Below are 15,838 nucleotides of genomic sequence, written 5' to 3'. Positions count from 1 at the left end.
CTAACGAATAGTTTGTTTTTTATTTTTCTAGTGTATAACAATTTTATGAAGTTAAGAAATAGCTTTTATTAATAAAGTGAGAGTTTTTGAACTTGATGCTTTATTAATTTCTCCGAGTGGTGGAGTAAATACAAAAATTTTTATTTGAAAGAAGAAATAGTTTAAAAAATCACTATGTCATATGATTAATAACATCTTACATAGAAAAAAACAGACCTTTTAAGTGAAGAGGTCTGTTAATGATTTTAAATCTTATTTAGCAAACACATGGTTACCAATTACTGCTACTGTTTGACGTGTCGTAATCCACTTGTCTGTTGATGTTTTTGGATTGTAGAAATAAAGCCAGTCAGAATGTACTCCATTTGTGGAGATAGCCTCTTCTACAGCCATTTTTGCCTCTACGCTTGCAGGCTGATTAATTCTTCCATCTGTAACAGGAGTAAATGCATATCCGTATTTAATAGGTTCATAAATAACGCCTGTTATTGTATTTGGAAAACCTTTTGCATTTACACGATTTAGTATAACTTTCGCTACTGCTACTTTTCCTTTATAGGATTCGCCACCTGCTTCAGCAGTAACTAAGCGTGCCATTAAGTCTTTTTCTTTTTGTGAAATGATTGAGTTGATTTTTAAATGTTGTCCTGTATAAAGCTTGTTTCCGACTGTATTGTTAATTTGTTTTATAGATTGGACGGTTACATTGTAACGCTTTGCTATCGTTTCTAATGAATCTCCCGGTTGTACTTGATAAATAATTTGTCCAGAAATGTTCGCAGGCTTGGCGTTTTGAGGAACAGTGATTTCATTTGATTTCACGGAACCTGGAATATGTAACTGTTCGCCAATAAAGGCTTGATCGTTTCCTTTATTATTAGCCTGTTTAATGGATTGTATTGAAACTCCGTATTGTTTACTAATGCCCCAAAGTGTATCGTTCTTTTTTACTGTATGAATGGTAGAAGCTTCAGCTGTACTTTGACTACATACGAATGTAATTGCAGCCGCAGATAAAGGGATTATATGTTTGATTTTTAGTAATTTCATTGTAAATCCTCCTAAGAAAAAATTAAGGTGAAACTATTAAGTAATGTAGTTTTAAATGTGTATACGCGTAATATATTAATGTAAGTATATTAGCACGTATAAAATAAATAATCACTATAAGTTTCATATTCGTGTAGAGTCCGAATATGAAATATTGCATATGAAAATACATTGAAGTTCATATTTCTGATTACTATAATCTATTTAGTAGAAAGGGAATACGTTATAGGTGAAAACATTATAGATTAATATAATGATTAATGATTATTAATAGGAGGATTGATGTAATGAAAATATTTCAAAAAATGTGTGCGTCAACTGTAATCATTACAACACTTTTAGGAACAGGAGGCACTGTCAATAGTGTACATGCTGATTCTATAGAACAGCAGAGTAAATTAGGGATAGAACAAGAAACAGATAAGCAAATCATTGTAAAATTTAAAGCGGATTTGGATTTCCCATATGAAGATGGTATTGAAAAACAAATACAATCTCAAACGAATGATAAAGTAATAAAAGATTTTTTGACAGAATATCCAGATGTAACATTTACTCGTTTATTCACATCTGTAAGCCCGGAACAAATACAAAACCTTGAAGTGAAAGCGCCTAATCATGTATCTACAAGTTTATTAAACTACTATATTCTTCAAAATCAAAATAGTGGATATGAAGAAGGAATAATAGATAAGTTAAAGGCATCTTCTTTAATAGAAGATGCGTATATGAAGAAACAAGAGAAAATAATGCCACCTGAAGTGCAATCATCAAGTGTAGCTCTTAATCCTAATAACAATCCTAGATTTAAAAAACAAGGTTATCTTGAAGCAGCCCCATACGGTATTAATGCGTCTTTCGCCTGGGGAATTCAAGGCGGTAATGGAAATGGTATCACTTTTGTTGATATGGAATACGGATGGCTAATAAATCATGAGGATTTATTACATCAAAATATTGAATTAATGTCTGGAAGAAATATAGATCAGCATGTCGGTCATGGGACGTCTGTACTAGGAATTGTATCCTCTGAGGACAATGAAGTCGGGAATATTGGGATTGCGCCAAAAGCGAAAGCAAAGGTTATCTCTCAAATAAGAGATAACGGACAGTATAATACAGCTGATGCAATATTAAGTGCTGTAAATCAGTTAGAAGCTGGGGATGTTTTATTGTTAGAGGCGCAAGCATCTTTCGATGGATATGGTGATAAATATTTACCTGTTGAAGTACAACCAGATATCTTTGATGCAATTCGTGCTGGTACAGATAAGGGGATTGTAATTATAGAGGCCGGAGCAAATGGGTGGAATGATTTAGATCAGTTCAAAGATAGAAAGGGTAAGCAAGTCTTAAATCGTAATAGTAAAGATTTTAAAGATTCGGGTGCAATTATGGTAGGAGCTGGCTCTTCATCTTTCCCTCATGAACGTATGTGGTTTTCGAATTATGGAAGCCGTATTGATGTGTACGGATGGGGAGAAAATGTAGATACAACTACAGCTGAGCAAAGTAGAAGTGCCGTAAATCTTTATACTTCAAGCTTTAGCGGAACATCTAGTGCTTCGCCAATTATTGCTGGGGCAGCGACTTTAGTACAAAGCATTGCTAAAGAAAATTTAGGACAACCATATAGACCAAGTGAACTAAGAGCAATATTAAGCAACCAGAGCACAGGAACAAAATCTAAAGATCCATATGCAGATAAAATTGGTGTTTTACCAGATATGAAGTCTATACTAGTAAACTTAGGCTATGAACAAAGAAAACCAAACGGTGGGAATGAATTACAAGTAACAGAAAATGAACCAAATAATGAGCCTAGACAGGCAAATAAAGTTAACTTTCATACACCGGTGAAAGGAACGCTACATAATAGTGATAGAGTAGATGTATTTACTTTCCAAATTGACTCGCCGGAAAATATTAATATTTCTCTAATAAATGAACAAAATATCGGAATGACATGGGTACTTCATCATGAATCAGATTTAAATAACTATGTAGCATATGGTGAAAATGAAGGAAATGTAGTTAAAGGAATTTATAATGCAAAGCCAGGTAAATATTATTTATACGTCTATAAATATGAGAATAAAGATGGTTCATATGTATTGAACATAAAATAAGCCAAAGGAACTTCAGATGAAGTTCCTTTAAATTTTTCTAATTTAGTATATGTGAATGATTTTTTAACTTTACTTCTATGCAATATTTCATATTGATGAAATGTTATTTATTTTTTATGAACTAGCTTATATTATATTCAATAAGTTTGATATAAAAACAGAAAAAGAGAGGGATAATAATGAGCAATAAGAAGTTAATTTTGAAATTATTCATATGTAGTACAATATTTATCACATTTGTATTTGCTTTACATGATAAGCAAGTAGTTGCAGCTAGCTCTATTAATGAGCTTGAAAATTGGTCAAAATGGATGCAACCTATACCTGATAATATCCCGTTAGCACGAATTTCAATTCCAGGAACACACGATAGTGGGACGTTCAAGTTGCAAAATCCGATTAAGCAAGTGTGGGGAATGACGCAAGAATATGATTTTCGCTATCAAATGGACCATGGAGCTCGCATTTTTGATATAAGAGGACGTTTAACAGATGATAATACGATAGTTCTTCATCATGGGCCATTATATCTTTATGTAACACTGCATGAATTCATAAATGAAGCAAAACAATTTTTAAAAGATAACCCGAGTGAAACAATTATTATGTCTTTAAAAAAAGAGTATGAGAATATGAAAGGGGCAGAAGGTTCATTTAGTAGTACGTTTGAAAAAAATTATTTTGTTGATCCTATCTTTTTAAAAACAGAAGGAAATATAAAACTTGGAGATGCTCGTGGGAAAATTGTCCTACTAAAAAGATATAGTGGTAGTAGTGAATCTGGAGGATATAATAATTTTTATTGGCCAGATAATGAGACATTTACCACAACTGTAAACCAAAATGTAAATATAACAGTACAAGATAAATATAAAGTGAGTTATGATGAGAAAATAAAATCTATTAAAGATACAATCAATGAAACGATGAACAATAGCGAGGATTTAAATCATCTATATATTAATTTTACAAGCTTGTCTTCTGGTGGTACAGCATGGAATAGTCCATATTATTATGCGTCTTATATAAATCCCGAGATCGCGGCATATATTAAACAAGAGAATCCAAAAAGAGTTGGTTGGGTTATCCAAGATTATGTTAGTGATAAGTGGTCACCGATTCTCTATCAAGAAGTTATAAGAACTAATAAGTCGCTTTAATTTTTATCATAATTTCATAGAAACAATATAACTCTATTAAAAGTCTTGTGGAATTCCCATAAGACTTTTTAGTATTTGATAGTATGAGAATCAAGTTCTTCGAATATAATTATAAGATTAATAAAAAAATGTCGATAAATGTCGATAATTATTGTAATATAAAACAAGTAAATATAATATATAGATGGAGTGATTTTGTTGTCTTTTATTAAAAATAGTAAAATTGGAACGAAATTAAATGTGTTAGTCATTATATCGAGTTTGGCTTGTATCATGTTATCTTCACTCGGGTTTTTAGGACTTCAAAAAGGTGAAAATGCATCTTCTAGTATGTATGAAGAAAGACTATTACCAATTGAATGGATAGGAATTGTAGAATCGAATTTTTACCATGTTAATATGAATTTTATGGAGATTATGATATCGAAAGATGAAAAAAGAATGAAAGAACTCATAATAGAAATGGATAAGACTAGAAAAGAAAATGATGAGCTGTTAAAACAATTTGAAACTAGAATTAGTTCTCATAAAGAAAAAGATTTGTATAATGCGTTTCAAAGTCAATTTAAAGATTTAAGAGTACAAATGAAAAAAGCACAGGATTTGGGACTGACTAATAATGAAGAAGCCTATAGCTATTATTTAAAAGAAATTGATCCTAATATGAAAAAAACAATTCAGTCTATTCGTGAACTTATTTTATATAATAATAATGCTGCTGAACAGCTACAAAAAGAGAATGTTAATAGTGTGAAAAATACAATTATAACATTTGTAATTATTTCATTTGTTGGAATCATAATAATCATTTTTATTGGTTTTATAACAAAAAATGCTATAAAAAAACCAATTGTATTATTACAAAAAGATATGGAACGAGTATCTGCTGGAGATTTAACAATTCGAACTTCTTATAAATCCGAGAACGAATTAGGCCATATTGTACAATCCTTTAATAGTATGTTAGATAACTTGCAACAATTAGTCGGTCAGGTGAAGGTTACGGCGAAAGAAGTGATTGTTTCAACTGAAAATATGCTACAAGAGACGAAAACGGCAGCACATATATCAAACGAGGTTGTTCGAACTACTTCTGAAATAAATAAAGAAATAGAGGGACAAGTGACTAGTATTCAAGAAAGTTCAACTTCAATGGAAGAAATTGCAACTGGTGTTCAAACAGTAGCTGAATCTTCAGCGATGGTTGCTGAAGTTGCTGTTGCAACAATAGACCAAGCAAATTCTGGTAGTGAAGTTATAAAACAATCTATTCGTCAAATGAATAGCGTGAATGAAGTTGTCGAAGAAACTTCTAAGGTCATTGATAGACTTGTTACGCGTACACAACAAATTGAAGAAGCGTTAGATGTTATTACTAATATTGCGGAACAAACGAATTTACTTGCTTTAAATGCTGCAATTGAGGCAGCACGTGCTGGAGAAAATGGAAAAGGATTTGCAGTAGTTGCAGCTGAAGTAAGAGGTCTAGCTGAGAAATCTAAAACATCTGTAAATGATATAAATAATTTAATACGTTTTATACATCAAGATACAGAGGATACAGTTCATGTAATGAAAAAAGGTCAACAACAGGCTAGTGGTGGTAAAGAAGCGGCGCATAAGGCAGAACTCGCATTTTCATCTATTATGCAAGATATTAATAGAATAACGACCCAAATTCAAGAAGTGTCTGCTGCCACAGAAGAAATGTCTGCTGGGACAGAAGAAGTAAATGCCTCTTTGTCAATAGTTTCTGAAACTGCAACACAAGTCGCACAAGAAACGAATCGAACGGTACAATCAATTCAAGCACAAGCCACATTGATTCAAGAAATAACGACGAAATCTAATGAAATGAAAAAGAAAGTCGAAAATTTAGAAATGCTAATTTCACAATTCATTATTGAAGAATAAGTCTATTAACATTTATCCCGCTATTTGCCGGGCAGTAAGACCTCTACCTCAAAATTCAGCGGAAGCAAAGAAGTTAGGTGGGGGCCCTGCTGCCCGTAAAAGCTCGATTGGTGAGGGCTGATTAAAGTTTCACTTTATCATTAGTATAAACTTTAAGATATTCAACATAGTGCTGTGTTGTACAATTTGAAAAAGGACCTTCATAGGTTCTTTTTTTATAAATGGTGTGAACGATACTTTTCATTATGAAAAGATCAAACTTTTAAATCGGATTAATTTCAAGTGAAAAATGAATATAATTAACCTTGCGAAAAAGCAACTGGTCCTAAGTGATCAGCTGCTTTTTATTTTTAAAGTGGATGAGCAAAAAAACGCGAAAGTGGTTGGTCCGCTTTTTACAAACATCTATTATGATAAGAGAAGAAAGGTAGTATGTTATCAGCGTTTTAAAGAGGAAGGTTTTTATGTAAGTTCTTTAATTAAAATAGATGGGTCTTAGAGAGGTGAAAAGACAATGAGTTTTGCAATTTCACTAGTCGTTATTATTGTAATTGTATCGCTATTTGGGACTGTACTAGTTGCAAGAAACGTGGAGGAGAATTACGGCAAGTCTACAAAAAGAAATGTGAAAAACTTATCTGCAATCTATATTCTTCTTCTTTTTGTTCTACTGGTTGGGGTAACATGGTATGTGGTAATGATTTGATAGTTTGTGAAAGAACTGAAATGAGAGTATGAAGTTGGAATTTCAGAAGCTATTGAGTAATCAGAAAGAGAACTATTTTGGATATATCCATTTACGGATAAGAAAATGTGACTAATTAATACTATTTTTACGGTGAATACTGTTAGTAAAAAATGAGAATAGTTCGTTTTGAAAGGAGGGAACTAGATGGAATGGAAACCAAATCGTGCAGATAAGACACCTGTATATAAACAAATTGCTGATTATATTGAAAGAGGCATTTCTTCAGGTGAATTTCCTTCTGATAGTAAGTTACCTTCTGAGCGTATATTGGCAAAGGAATTACAGGTGAACCGGAGTACAATAGTAGCTGCGTATGAAGAATTAAAATCACTTGGAGTAGTAGAACGACAAAAGGGAAGCGGAACACGGGTCAATACAGACATATGGGGTGTCTCACATAAACGAATACCAAACTGGGGTAGGTACGTGGAGGACGGATCATTCTTACCTAACGTACCACTCGTTCAACAAATTCGAACGGAAACACAAAAAGATGATTTAATTAATTTAGCAAGTGGTGAACTGTCACCAGAATTAATTCCAAGTGATAGATTTCGAACAATTTTGTCGGAGAAAACATTTATGGAAAACCTCGGTTATGACCATCCACTTGGAAATGAGATGTTGAGAAAAACAATTTCAGCACATGTTCAGCAATATAAACAAATTGAAGCAGATTCAAGCTCTATTCTTATTACGTCTGGAGCACAACAGGCGCTTAATCTTATCGTTCAATGTTTATTAAAACCTGGCGATGCGATCGCGATTGAAGATCCTTCGTATTGTTTTTCGCTTCCAATGTTTAAATCGGCCGGTTTAAACATATTTCATTTACCTGTTGATGAGCATGGAATGAATCCAGATGACTTAATCGATTTGCACAAAAAGCATCGCATTCGTATGGTATTTTTGAATCCAGATTATCAGAATCCAACGGGTACTGTGCTTTCATTAGCGAGACGTAAAAAGATTTTAGAACTGTCTTCTGAGTTCGGTATACCAATTGTAGAAGATGATCCGTATAGTTTAATTTCTTTTAATGGAGAAGTGAACCCGACATTAAAATCAATGGACCAAAATGGAAATGTTCTTTATATAAGTTCATTATCAAAAATTGTTGCATCAGGATTACGTATTGGATGGATAATTGGTCCTACACGCGTAATTGAGCGTTTAGCAGATGCAAAGCAACAAGTTGATTTTGGTCATAGTGTATTTACGCAGTGGGTAGCAAATCAATTTTTAGAATCAAAGGATTTTCATACACATATTACGACACTTCGTGGACAATTGAAGCAAAGAAGAGATGAATTAATTGCAGAGCTTGAAGGAACATTGGGAGGCCGAGTTGAATGTTTCGTGCCAGAGGGTGGAATACATGTATGGTGTAAAGTGAAAGGAAAGTTTGATGAATATCACTTATTAGGTGAATCTATACGGAATGGTGTCGCATTTGTTCCGGGCAGTGTTTTAGGTTCGAAAAATGAATATATACGATTTACGTTTGGTAGAGCGAATATAGAACAAATTCAACTTGGAATTAAACGGTTTGCCGACACGCTAAATGAGATTTCATAATATGGATGTGTGATAGTGAAATGAGGGAAATAAATGAAGTACGTGACGCTTTTACTTCAAGTAGGCGTGCTATATGTATTTAGCTTAGTGGGTACGTGGATTCAGGAAATATTCCATCTATCAATACCGGGAAGTTTAATAGGGATGTTAATACTGTTCCTGCTCCTTTCCACTCGCGTTTTACCGTTAAAATGGTTTGAGTTAGGTGCGGAAAAGTTAATCGTGTTTTTACCGTTATTTTTAATCCCTTCGACAACAGGGCTGATGGAATACGGGTCGTTTCTTTTAAGTAAGGGGAGTATTATATTCCTTTTAGTAGTTGCAAGTACTATAGTAACTTTGATTATTTCAGGTTATATAAGTCAATTATTAGTAACATCAAAAAAATAAAATCGACAAGGTGCACGATTCAAATGGTCTTAATTATTATTACTGTAGCAATTTATTTCTTGGCGACAAAGCTATATAAAAAATTTACGTTTGCATTTACGTTACCGGTGTTAACAGTTACGGCAATTATGATTTGTTTATTTTTGCTTTTTGGTATTTCTCATCATGAGTATAGGGAAAATGGGGGAGACATTCTTTCAAGCTTATTGAGCCCTGCAATTGTAGCATTGGCCATACCTCTATTTAAAGAGCGAAAGATACTTATGAAAAATTTTTTATCGATACTTATCGGAGTAGTGATAGGTATAGTGGCTGTGACGAGCATGAATGTAGTGATTGGCGGAATTTTAAATATAGATAAGGAACTTATATTAACTACTTTACCACAGTTAGCAACGATGCCTATTGCCCTTTCATTGGCGGATCAAATTGGTGGTATTCCATCTATGACTTCTAGTTTTGTAGTTGTTGCAGGGATAACAGGTGCTATTGTCGGACCGACAGTACTTAAGTTTTTCAGTATAACAAGTACGATTGGAAAAGGAGTTGGAATGGGCTGTGCATCACATATTATCGGTGTGAGTCGTTTAGTGAAGGAAGGCGAGAAAGAAGCGACTATCGGTTCGGTAACGATGATTGTAACTGGAATACTCATTAGTATACTAATACCGTATGGAACGAAATTTATTTTTTAAATGTAATGGAGATGATAACGATGACAACATGGTTTATAGTTACATTATTTGTTTTTGGAGCTATTAAAGTATTAGTTTCTAGTATGCCCACTTCTGTTGTAGAATCAATTATTAGTAAATTTGAATTGCATCAAAAGCTTGAGACAGAAAATACTTCTATATCGATAGATGGAAAAAATATAGAGGGAGAAATGAAACTACAAGTTATTCATGAATTTAATGAGGCTTTGTTTTTAGATAAACATTATTTCCCGCCGCACGGAGAAGGGACACCAATAGTCATTGATACGAAGAAAGGGAATAAAGAGATTAGGTTTTCTCTATATAGCTATGAGGAACATATTGATGTCATTAAGCAATATAAGAAGAAAGTCGTTGCCTATCGTTTACGCTCTAAAAGCCTACAAACACTGGCACCATTAGCAATAATGGAAGAGTATGCTTAAGAAGGGACCTATAATGGTCTCTTTATTTTTTTATCCAATTATATATGTTCCAAATAAAAGAATGGAAAATCATATAACCAAATAAAGAATATGTATGGTTCCAATTCGTACTATGTACAAATAAACCTAAACTTTCAGCAATCTGTTCAAAAAGGCTAGCACAAATACCAATTGAAATAATAAATAGAATTCTAGAAACTTTAGATAATTTTTTTGAAATGTGTATAAAGATAACTGTTAAAATCGGCAGTACTAATAATGTAAAAGCTATATTAACCGAAAATATGGATGAGAAGGGCCTAGCTGGAAAGGAATATATTTGTTTATGAACAAAAAAAGCATCTAAACAAGTGCCAATAATAGAAGAGAGAAAGATTGTAACTACTAATGCTAGAAACTCATTCTTCTTCTCGGAGGAGGACATTTTTCTTTGCGAGAATTGCGAGTTCAATTTTTTCGAGTGTTTTGCAGTAGTCTTCTGTAATTTGTCCATTTATATTTTCCTCCTTATTAACTAAGTAATGTACAACTTGCCAATCGGTAAACCAATCTTCACTGTCAACTTCCTCATGCTTCATATCTCGCCATGCATAGATGAGTGCAGGACTGTATATGCGATAAGCGTCATTTCGTAACTGGCATTTCTTTATTCGGCGCTTATAAAACTCACGGGAAAAAGATTCATTTACACTTGAAAATAAATGGGGCCAGTAATCTTTCCTTGATCCCGTATGCGGATGGTGTTGGGCCCAGCTTATTATTTGAGATAAAACATGTGTATCTCGAAATAATAATGAATACAATCTTTTTCCAATTAATATCCGTTCATGTAAGGAAGTGAAATGTTTCATTGTATCACCAAATAGTAATACTTTTTGCTTCTTATCATTTTCGTAGAATGGGAAAAGGATATGATTAAACTGAAAGAAATCAAAGAGTTTAAATCCAATACTATTTAGTACAGTCTTTTTAAATTGTACATTTTGAATCACTCTTTTTTCTAAGTAGTTTTGTTCATTAATAATAGTTGCAATCGCTAATGTTTTTTTGTTGCCTGTTTTCCAAAAATCGTTCCACATCGTTTCCATAAATGTAGAAACATTTAGGTGAGGGAGAAGGTGAAATAACTTTTGTGATCTCTTTACACTTTGTTCGTAAAGTAAAAATTGAGGGTATACATCTTGGAAAATAAGCCAATTCCCTCTTTCTAAAAAAGAAAAAAATATGAATTGATCTTTCTCTGATAAAATTCTCGTATATAAATCGCCCTTTAAATCAGTCATATTCCAACCGCCGTTACGTGATACCATATGTCCAAGCAGTGCCCAATGTATTTCTGGATATTGAATATAAAATTGGTAGTATGCGCGTGTTCTTGTAACATTATTTTTATTTAGCTGTTCTGTTTGTATTTTTATTTTGTTGATGATGAGTTGCTCTTCTTTCGTTAATTTATACACGGTATCAGAAGGAATAAGCTTGCTTTTTTGTTTCAATTCATTTTTTACATCGAATAGGGAGAGAGGCAGTGCTTTGGAAGGTCCGTTATATGTATGATTTGAATTGCTTCGGTCCATTCCGTTACCTCCCTTTTTCATAAATTTAAACATGATTATTGGCTATGAATCATTCTATTTATTTTATTACGAGTATAAGAAATAAATGAGCGGTGTTTTTTTACAAGGAATTTATTTATCATGCAAACAGTATAAAAAATCTTACTGTTGTGAGGTGAAATGAAAAACAGAAACTATGTTTAATAGTTTCTCAGGCTGTGGAGAAAGTCTTCTCAACAGCCTGTTTTTGTGTCTGAACCTCTTTTTATGTGTCAACACTGATAAAAAGAGGTAAAGGAGAGATTTTTTATGATGGGTGCTTTAAAAAATCATCGTGATGAACGTGTATCTGTTTCTGTAGAAGAGTTGGTTCCACAAGATCATTTCCTTCGTGCGATCGAAGCGACAATTAGTTTTGATTTTATTGAAGAGAAGTTACGCCCTTATTACTGTGAAAACAATGGACGTCCTTCAATCCATCCTATCGTTTTATTTAAAATGATGTTTATTGGATATTTTTACGGTATTCGTTCGGAGCGTCAATTGGAAAAAGAGATTAAAACGAATATCGCCTACCGTTGGTTTTTAGGGTTTTCTCTATCAGATACTATTCCAGATCATTCTACAATCAGTTGGAATCGTCGTACTCGCTTTATTCATACAAATATTTTCGAAGAAATTTTTGATGAGATCGTGAGGCAAGCGACAGAGCACCGGATGGTGGGAGGACGTGCGCTGATGACAGATTCTACGCACATTAAGGCCAATGCTAATAAAAATAAGTTTGTACATAAATATAAAAAAGAAAAGGCAAAGTTTTATATAGATGAACTAGAAGCTGCGGTAATTGAAGATCGTGAGGTACACGAAAAAAGAATTAAAACCCAGAAAGGAAAGTGATACTCCCACTAAAAAAACTCGTATAAGTACTACGGATCCAGATAGTGGATTTTTAATGAGAGATGGAAAACCGAACGGTTTTCATTTCTTAGACCATCGTACGACTGATGCGAAGTACAATATTATTACAGATACTTATGTAACGGCTGGAAATATGGCAGATTCCGAGCCATATTTAGCGCGTCTACAAGCTCAAATTGATAAATTCGGATTTAAAGTGGAAGCTGTAGCTCTTGATGCAGGCTATTTTACAGGGTATATCTGTAAGAAATTATCGGAGAGAAATATATTTATGGTGATGGGGTATCGCCGATTTGGAAAACGAAATAAAGAAGTACCAAAAAGCCAATTTAAATATGTAGAAGAAATGAATGCATTTGCTTGTCCGATGGGGTGTATTTTAGAGTATGCGACAACGGATCGTGAAGGATATCGTCACTATAAATCCAACCCAGAAGACTGCGCTGTTTGTCCGCTACGTGAGGTATGTTTTTCAAAGAAACAAAAACAAAAAGTTATCACTCATCATATATGGGAGAAATATAAGGATATCGCTAGAAAAAACAAACTAACAGTTACAGGGAAAAAGTTGTACAAAGTACGCTGTTCAACTATAGAGCGAAGCTTTGCGGATGCCAAAGAACTACATGGCTATCGATATGCTCGATTTCGGGGGCTGAAGTCTGTCCAAATGCAGGCTTATCTCACCGCAACTTGTCAAAACATGAAAAAAATAGCCCTCCATCTGACCAAAAAAGGTCTGGTGGAGGGCTATTTTTTTGAAACTCTATTATTTTATGTTGTTTTTATTCGCTAAAATCAAAATGATTCCAGAGTGTGGGGAACCCTAAAGGGTTTCCCAACACTCTGAGAAACTATGTTTAATAGTTTCTGTTTTTTTATTTTGTCAATTAAATGTAACAAACTACGATTATGATTTGAATCAATTGAAAATAATTCAATAAATACTATTTAAATTGAGATGTTTGGTAGGAGGAAAAGGAATGTTAAATAAAATAATTTTAATTACTGGTGGTACAGGTTCGTGGGGGCATGAACTTATAAAACAACTATTAGAAAAATCACCGAAAGAAATTAGAATTTTTTCAAGAAATGAAACGGTTCAGTTTGAAATGCAGCAACAGTTTATAAATGATGATAGGTTAAAATTTATAATTGGAGATATTCGTGATAAAGATCAACTAGTCTATGCTTGCCAAGGTGTACATTATGTATTCCATCTTGCAGCTTTAAAACACGTTCCAGTATGTGAGTATTATCCTTATGAAGCTATAAAAACTAACATACATGGTACGCAAAATGTAATTGAAGCCTCTATACAGATGCAAGTTGAAAAAGTTATATATGTTTCAACGGATAAAGCAGCTGATCCATCAAATACGTATGGGATGACAAAAGCAATTGGTGAAAAATTAATGGTTCATGCGAATATACAAACGAAGAAAACAAAATTCATTTGTGTTCGTGGTGGAAATGTTTTAGGGACGAGTGGAAGTGTAGTACCGCTTTTTAAACAACAAATTAAAAAATCTTCACAAGTAGGGATTACCGATGCGAATATGACTAGATTTTTCTTAACAGTTGAAGATGCTGTTGGAATGTTATTTAAAGCCGTATATCAAGGTAGAGGCGGGGAAATCTTTGTTATGAAAATGCCGGCATGTAAAATAACAGATTTAGCGGAAATATTAATTGAAGATTCGGAAAAAGAAAACATTAAGGTAAAAAAGGTAGGGATAAGACCGGGTGAAAAATTAAGTGAAATGCTTCTATCTGAGGTAGAGAGTAAAACAAGTATAAGTTTTGATCAAAATTATTTTGTGGTACTACCGACTATTCCTATAGAAGGACTTCAAGAATATTATTCTAGCTATCCGCTAGTGGATGTGAAGAGTTTTAGTTCTCAACAAGACTTGCTTGCAAAACATGAGGTGAAACAAATGCTATTAAAAGGAGGGTTTTTGCGATGAAAAAAAATGCGAGCCTTTTAATAACTGGTGCAAATGGTTTCACAGGACGCCATGCTTGCCAATATTTTTTAGAGCAGGGCTTTTATGTAATTCCTATGTTTCAAAATCGTGCACATAGAGAAAAAATTAGAAATGGTATTACTTGTAATTTAACTAATAAGAGCGAAGTAATGAAGGTAATGAAACAAATAAAGCCAGACTACGTATTGCATTTAGCAGGAAGGAATTCGGTTATAGAATCTTGGACAGCTGCTCTTGAGTATATAGAGATTAATGTAATAGGAACGTTATATTTATTAGAAGCAATTAAGCAAGAAGCCTCGCATTGTAGAACATTAGTTATAGGATCTGCTTTGCAAGCAGATAGTATGAACGAAATAAAAATTTCAAATCCATATAGTTTAAGTAAAACGATGCAAGTCATTATTGCAGAGGCTTGGGGAGGATTAATGGATTCAAATATTATCATTGCAAAGCCCTCAAACTTAATTGGTCCAGGGGAATCGAATGGCATTTGTTCGATTCTCGCAAAGAAAATGATAGATATAGAATCAGGTAGAAGTAAAGCCATTATTGAAGTAAACAGTTTAAAAGATAGTAGAGATTTTCTAGATGTACGTGATGCGGTTAAAGCGTATCATGTGTTATTACGAGATGGAATAAATGGAAAACAATATAATATCGGATCAGGAGTAAAACGATCTTTATTAGATGTACTAGAACAATATAAAAAATTAACACAGCTAAATTTTTTTATAGAGGAAACAGAGAAAAGTGGGAGCGACTCAAATGAGAGTTTAGCAATAGAGGAAATAAAAAGGTTAGGTTGGATCCCAGAAATTGAATTTCATCAATCATTAAAAGATGTACTTGAGTATGCGAAGTGTAGTGACATCTGCATTCAATGAAAAGCAAAAAAGGGTGTAAGAAATATATGAATGGTTATGAAGTAATAGATAATCAAAATACGCTATTTCTTTCAATTGTTGATACGCTGGACTGGAGAGATGAAGAAGCGCATGTATTGCGTCTTTATGAGGCAATACATAAATATCAAGCGTATGTAGAAGAAAAAAGGGTTAATCGAATAAATTCAGCATTAGAGACCGAAACTAGGTATGTGATTCAAATCTTTGCTCAATATGAGTGTAGTGAGTATGGAAATGATTTTTATGAACTCATTAAAGATCTTTTACAAGATATAGAGGTGGAGTTAAAGATTTATATAAAAAATAATAAGTTTATTTACATTTAAAAGGTAAATATAAAGCTAGATTTTTA

General features: G+C 33.2%; 15 protein-coding genes. 12 read left to right on the top strand and 3 right to left on the bottom strand.

Annotated elements, in window-relative coordinates; all coding sequences use genetic code 11:
• Positions 1-252 precede the first annotated feature (252 nt).
• A complete protein-coding gene (locus JFU02_RS09740; RefSeq protein ID WP_000771011.1) occupies positions 253-1,050 on the bottom strand; it encodes a cell wall hydrolase in 798 nt (265 codons plus the stop codon).
• 287 nt (positions 1,051-1,337) lie between these two features.
• Between JFU02_RS09740 and JFU02_RS09735 the strand changes: the two genes are divergently transcribed.
• The 8 genes from JFU02_RS09735 (at position 1,338) to JFU02_RS09700 (ending at position 10,110) form a co-directional block, all read left to right on the top strand.
• Entirely contained in the window at positions 1,338-3,179 is a 1,842-nt protein-coding gene (locus JFU02_RS09735; RefSeq protein ID WP_061666412.1) for a S8 family peptidase, read from the top strand.
• A 179-nt stretch (positions 3,180-3,358) separates the two neighbouring features.
• Positions 3,359-4,339, top strand: a complete 981-nt coding sequence (gene plcA / locus JFU02_RS09730; protein ID WP_000066286.1) for a phosphatidylinositol diacylglycerol-lyase — start codon at positions 3,359-3,361, stop codon at positions 4,337-4,339.
• A 198-nt stretch (positions 4,340-4,537) separates the two neighbouring features.
• Entirely contained in the window at positions 4,538-6,253 is a 1,716-nt protein-coding gene (locus JFU02_RS09725) for a methyl-accepting chemotaxis protein (RefSeq protein ID WP_061666413.1), read from the top strand.
• A gap of 514 nt (positions 6,254-6,767) precedes the next feature.
• The gene (locus JFU02_RS09720) at positions 6,768-6,959 is read left to right on the top strand and encodes a hypothetical protein (protein ID WP_000006462.1); all 192 of its coding nucleotides are present in this window, start codon (positions 6,768-6,770) and stop codon (positions 6,957-6,959) included.
• A gap of 186 nt (positions 6,960-7,145) precedes the next feature.
• Positions 7,146-8,579 (top strand): MocR-like pyridoxine biosynthesis transcription factor PdxR, encoded by a 1,434-nt coding sequence (gene pdxR, locus JFU02_RS09715; protein ID WP_000454958.1) that lies wholly within the window; start codon positions 7,146-7,148, stop codon positions 8,577-8,579.
• Between the two features lie 33 nt (positions 8,580-8,612).
• Entirely contained in the window at positions 8,613-8,969 is a 357-nt protein-coding gene (locus JFU02_RS09710; RefSeq protein WP_061666415.1) for a CidA/LrgA family holin-like protein, read from the top strand.
• 23 nt (positions 8,970-8,992) lie between these two features.
• On the top strand, positions 8,993-9,664 hold the full coding sequence (locus JFU02_RS09705; RefSeq protein WP_000242947.1) for an LrgB family protein: 672 nt from the start codon (positions 8,993-8,995) through the stop codon (positions 9,662-9,664).
• Positions 9,665-9,684: 20 nt separating this feature from the next.
• Positions 9,685-10,110 carry a YfmQ family protein gene (locus JFU02_RS09700; RefSeq protein WP_000214642.1) on the top strand — a complete coding sequence of 142 codons (426 nt, stop codon included), beginning with the start codon at positions 9,685-9,687 and terminating at the stop codon, positions 10,108-10,110.
• A 22-nt stretch (positions 10,111-10,132) separates the two neighbouring features.
• Here the strand turns inward: JFU02_RS09700 and JFU02_RS09695 are convergent, their stop codons facing one another.
• Together JFU02_RS09695 and JFU02_RS09690 are read right to left on the bottom strand one after the other, a co-directional pair.
• Positions 10,133-10,534, bottom strand: a complete 402-nt coding sequence (locus tag JFU02_RS09695) for a CBO0543 family protein (RefSeq protein WP_140338025.1) — start codon at positions 10,532-10,534, stop codon at positions 10,133-10,135.
• Positions 10,509-11,687: a DUF2515 domain-containing protein gene (locus JFU02_RS09690; protein ID WP_000376167.1), complete on the bottom strand. Its 1,179-nt coding sequence runs from the start codon at positions 11,685-11,687 to the stop codon at positions 10,509-10,511. Before JFU02_RS09690 ends, JFU02_RS09695 begins: the two co-directional genes overlap by 26 nt.
• 288 nt (positions 11,688-11,975) lie before the next feature.
• Between JFU02_RS09690 and JFU02_RS09685 the strand changes: the two genes are divergently transcribed.
• The 4 genes from JFU02_RS09685 to JFU02_RS09670 all read left to right on the top strand — a co-directional run bounded on the left by JFU02_RS09685 (position 11,976) and on the right by JFU02_RS09670 (position 15,812).
• Positions 11,976-13,383 (top strand): IS1182 family transposase gene (locus JFU02_RS09685; protein WP_201070550.1). Its coding sequence is split into 2 segments (ribosomal slippage): positions 11,976-12,535 and positions 12,534-13,383, totalling 1,410 coding nucleotides; the frame shifts between segments, so codons are not numbered across the junction.
• Positions 13,384-13,570: 187 nt separating this feature from the next.
• Positions 13,571-14,557 carry a UDP-N-acetylglucosamine 4,6-dehydratase family protein gene (locus JFU02_RS09680; RefSeq protein WP_061666416.1) on the top strand — a complete coding sequence of 329 codons (987 nt, stop codon included), beginning with the start codon at positions 13,571-13,573 and terminating at the stop codon, positions 14,555-14,557.
• Entirely contained in the window at positions 14,554-15,465 is a 912-nt protein-coding gene (locus JFU02_RS09675) for an SDR family oxidoreductase (protein WP_061666417.1), read from the top strand. The genes JFU02_RS09680 and JFU02_RS09675 overlap by 4 nt, the downstream gene beginning before the upstream one ends.
• A complete protein-coding gene (locus JFU02_RS09670; protein WP_080546863.1) occupies positions 15,462-15,812 on the top strand; it encodes a DUF6572 domain-containing protein in 351 nt (116 codons plus the stop codon). The genes JFU02_RS09675 and JFU02_RS09670 overlap by 4 nt, the downstream gene beginning before the upstream one ends.
• The last annotated feature ends 26 nt before the right edge of the window (positions 15,813-15,838 follow it).

The sequence above is a fragment of the Bacillus sp. TH13 genome, assembly GCF_016651175.1.
Lineage (GTDB): Bacteria > Bacillota > Bacilli > Bacillales > Bacillaceae_G > Bacillus_A > Bacillus_A thuringiensis_S.
The sequence above is the reverse complement of the archived record's forward strand: the minus strand, read 5'-3'. Positions and strand labels throughout refer to the sequence as shown.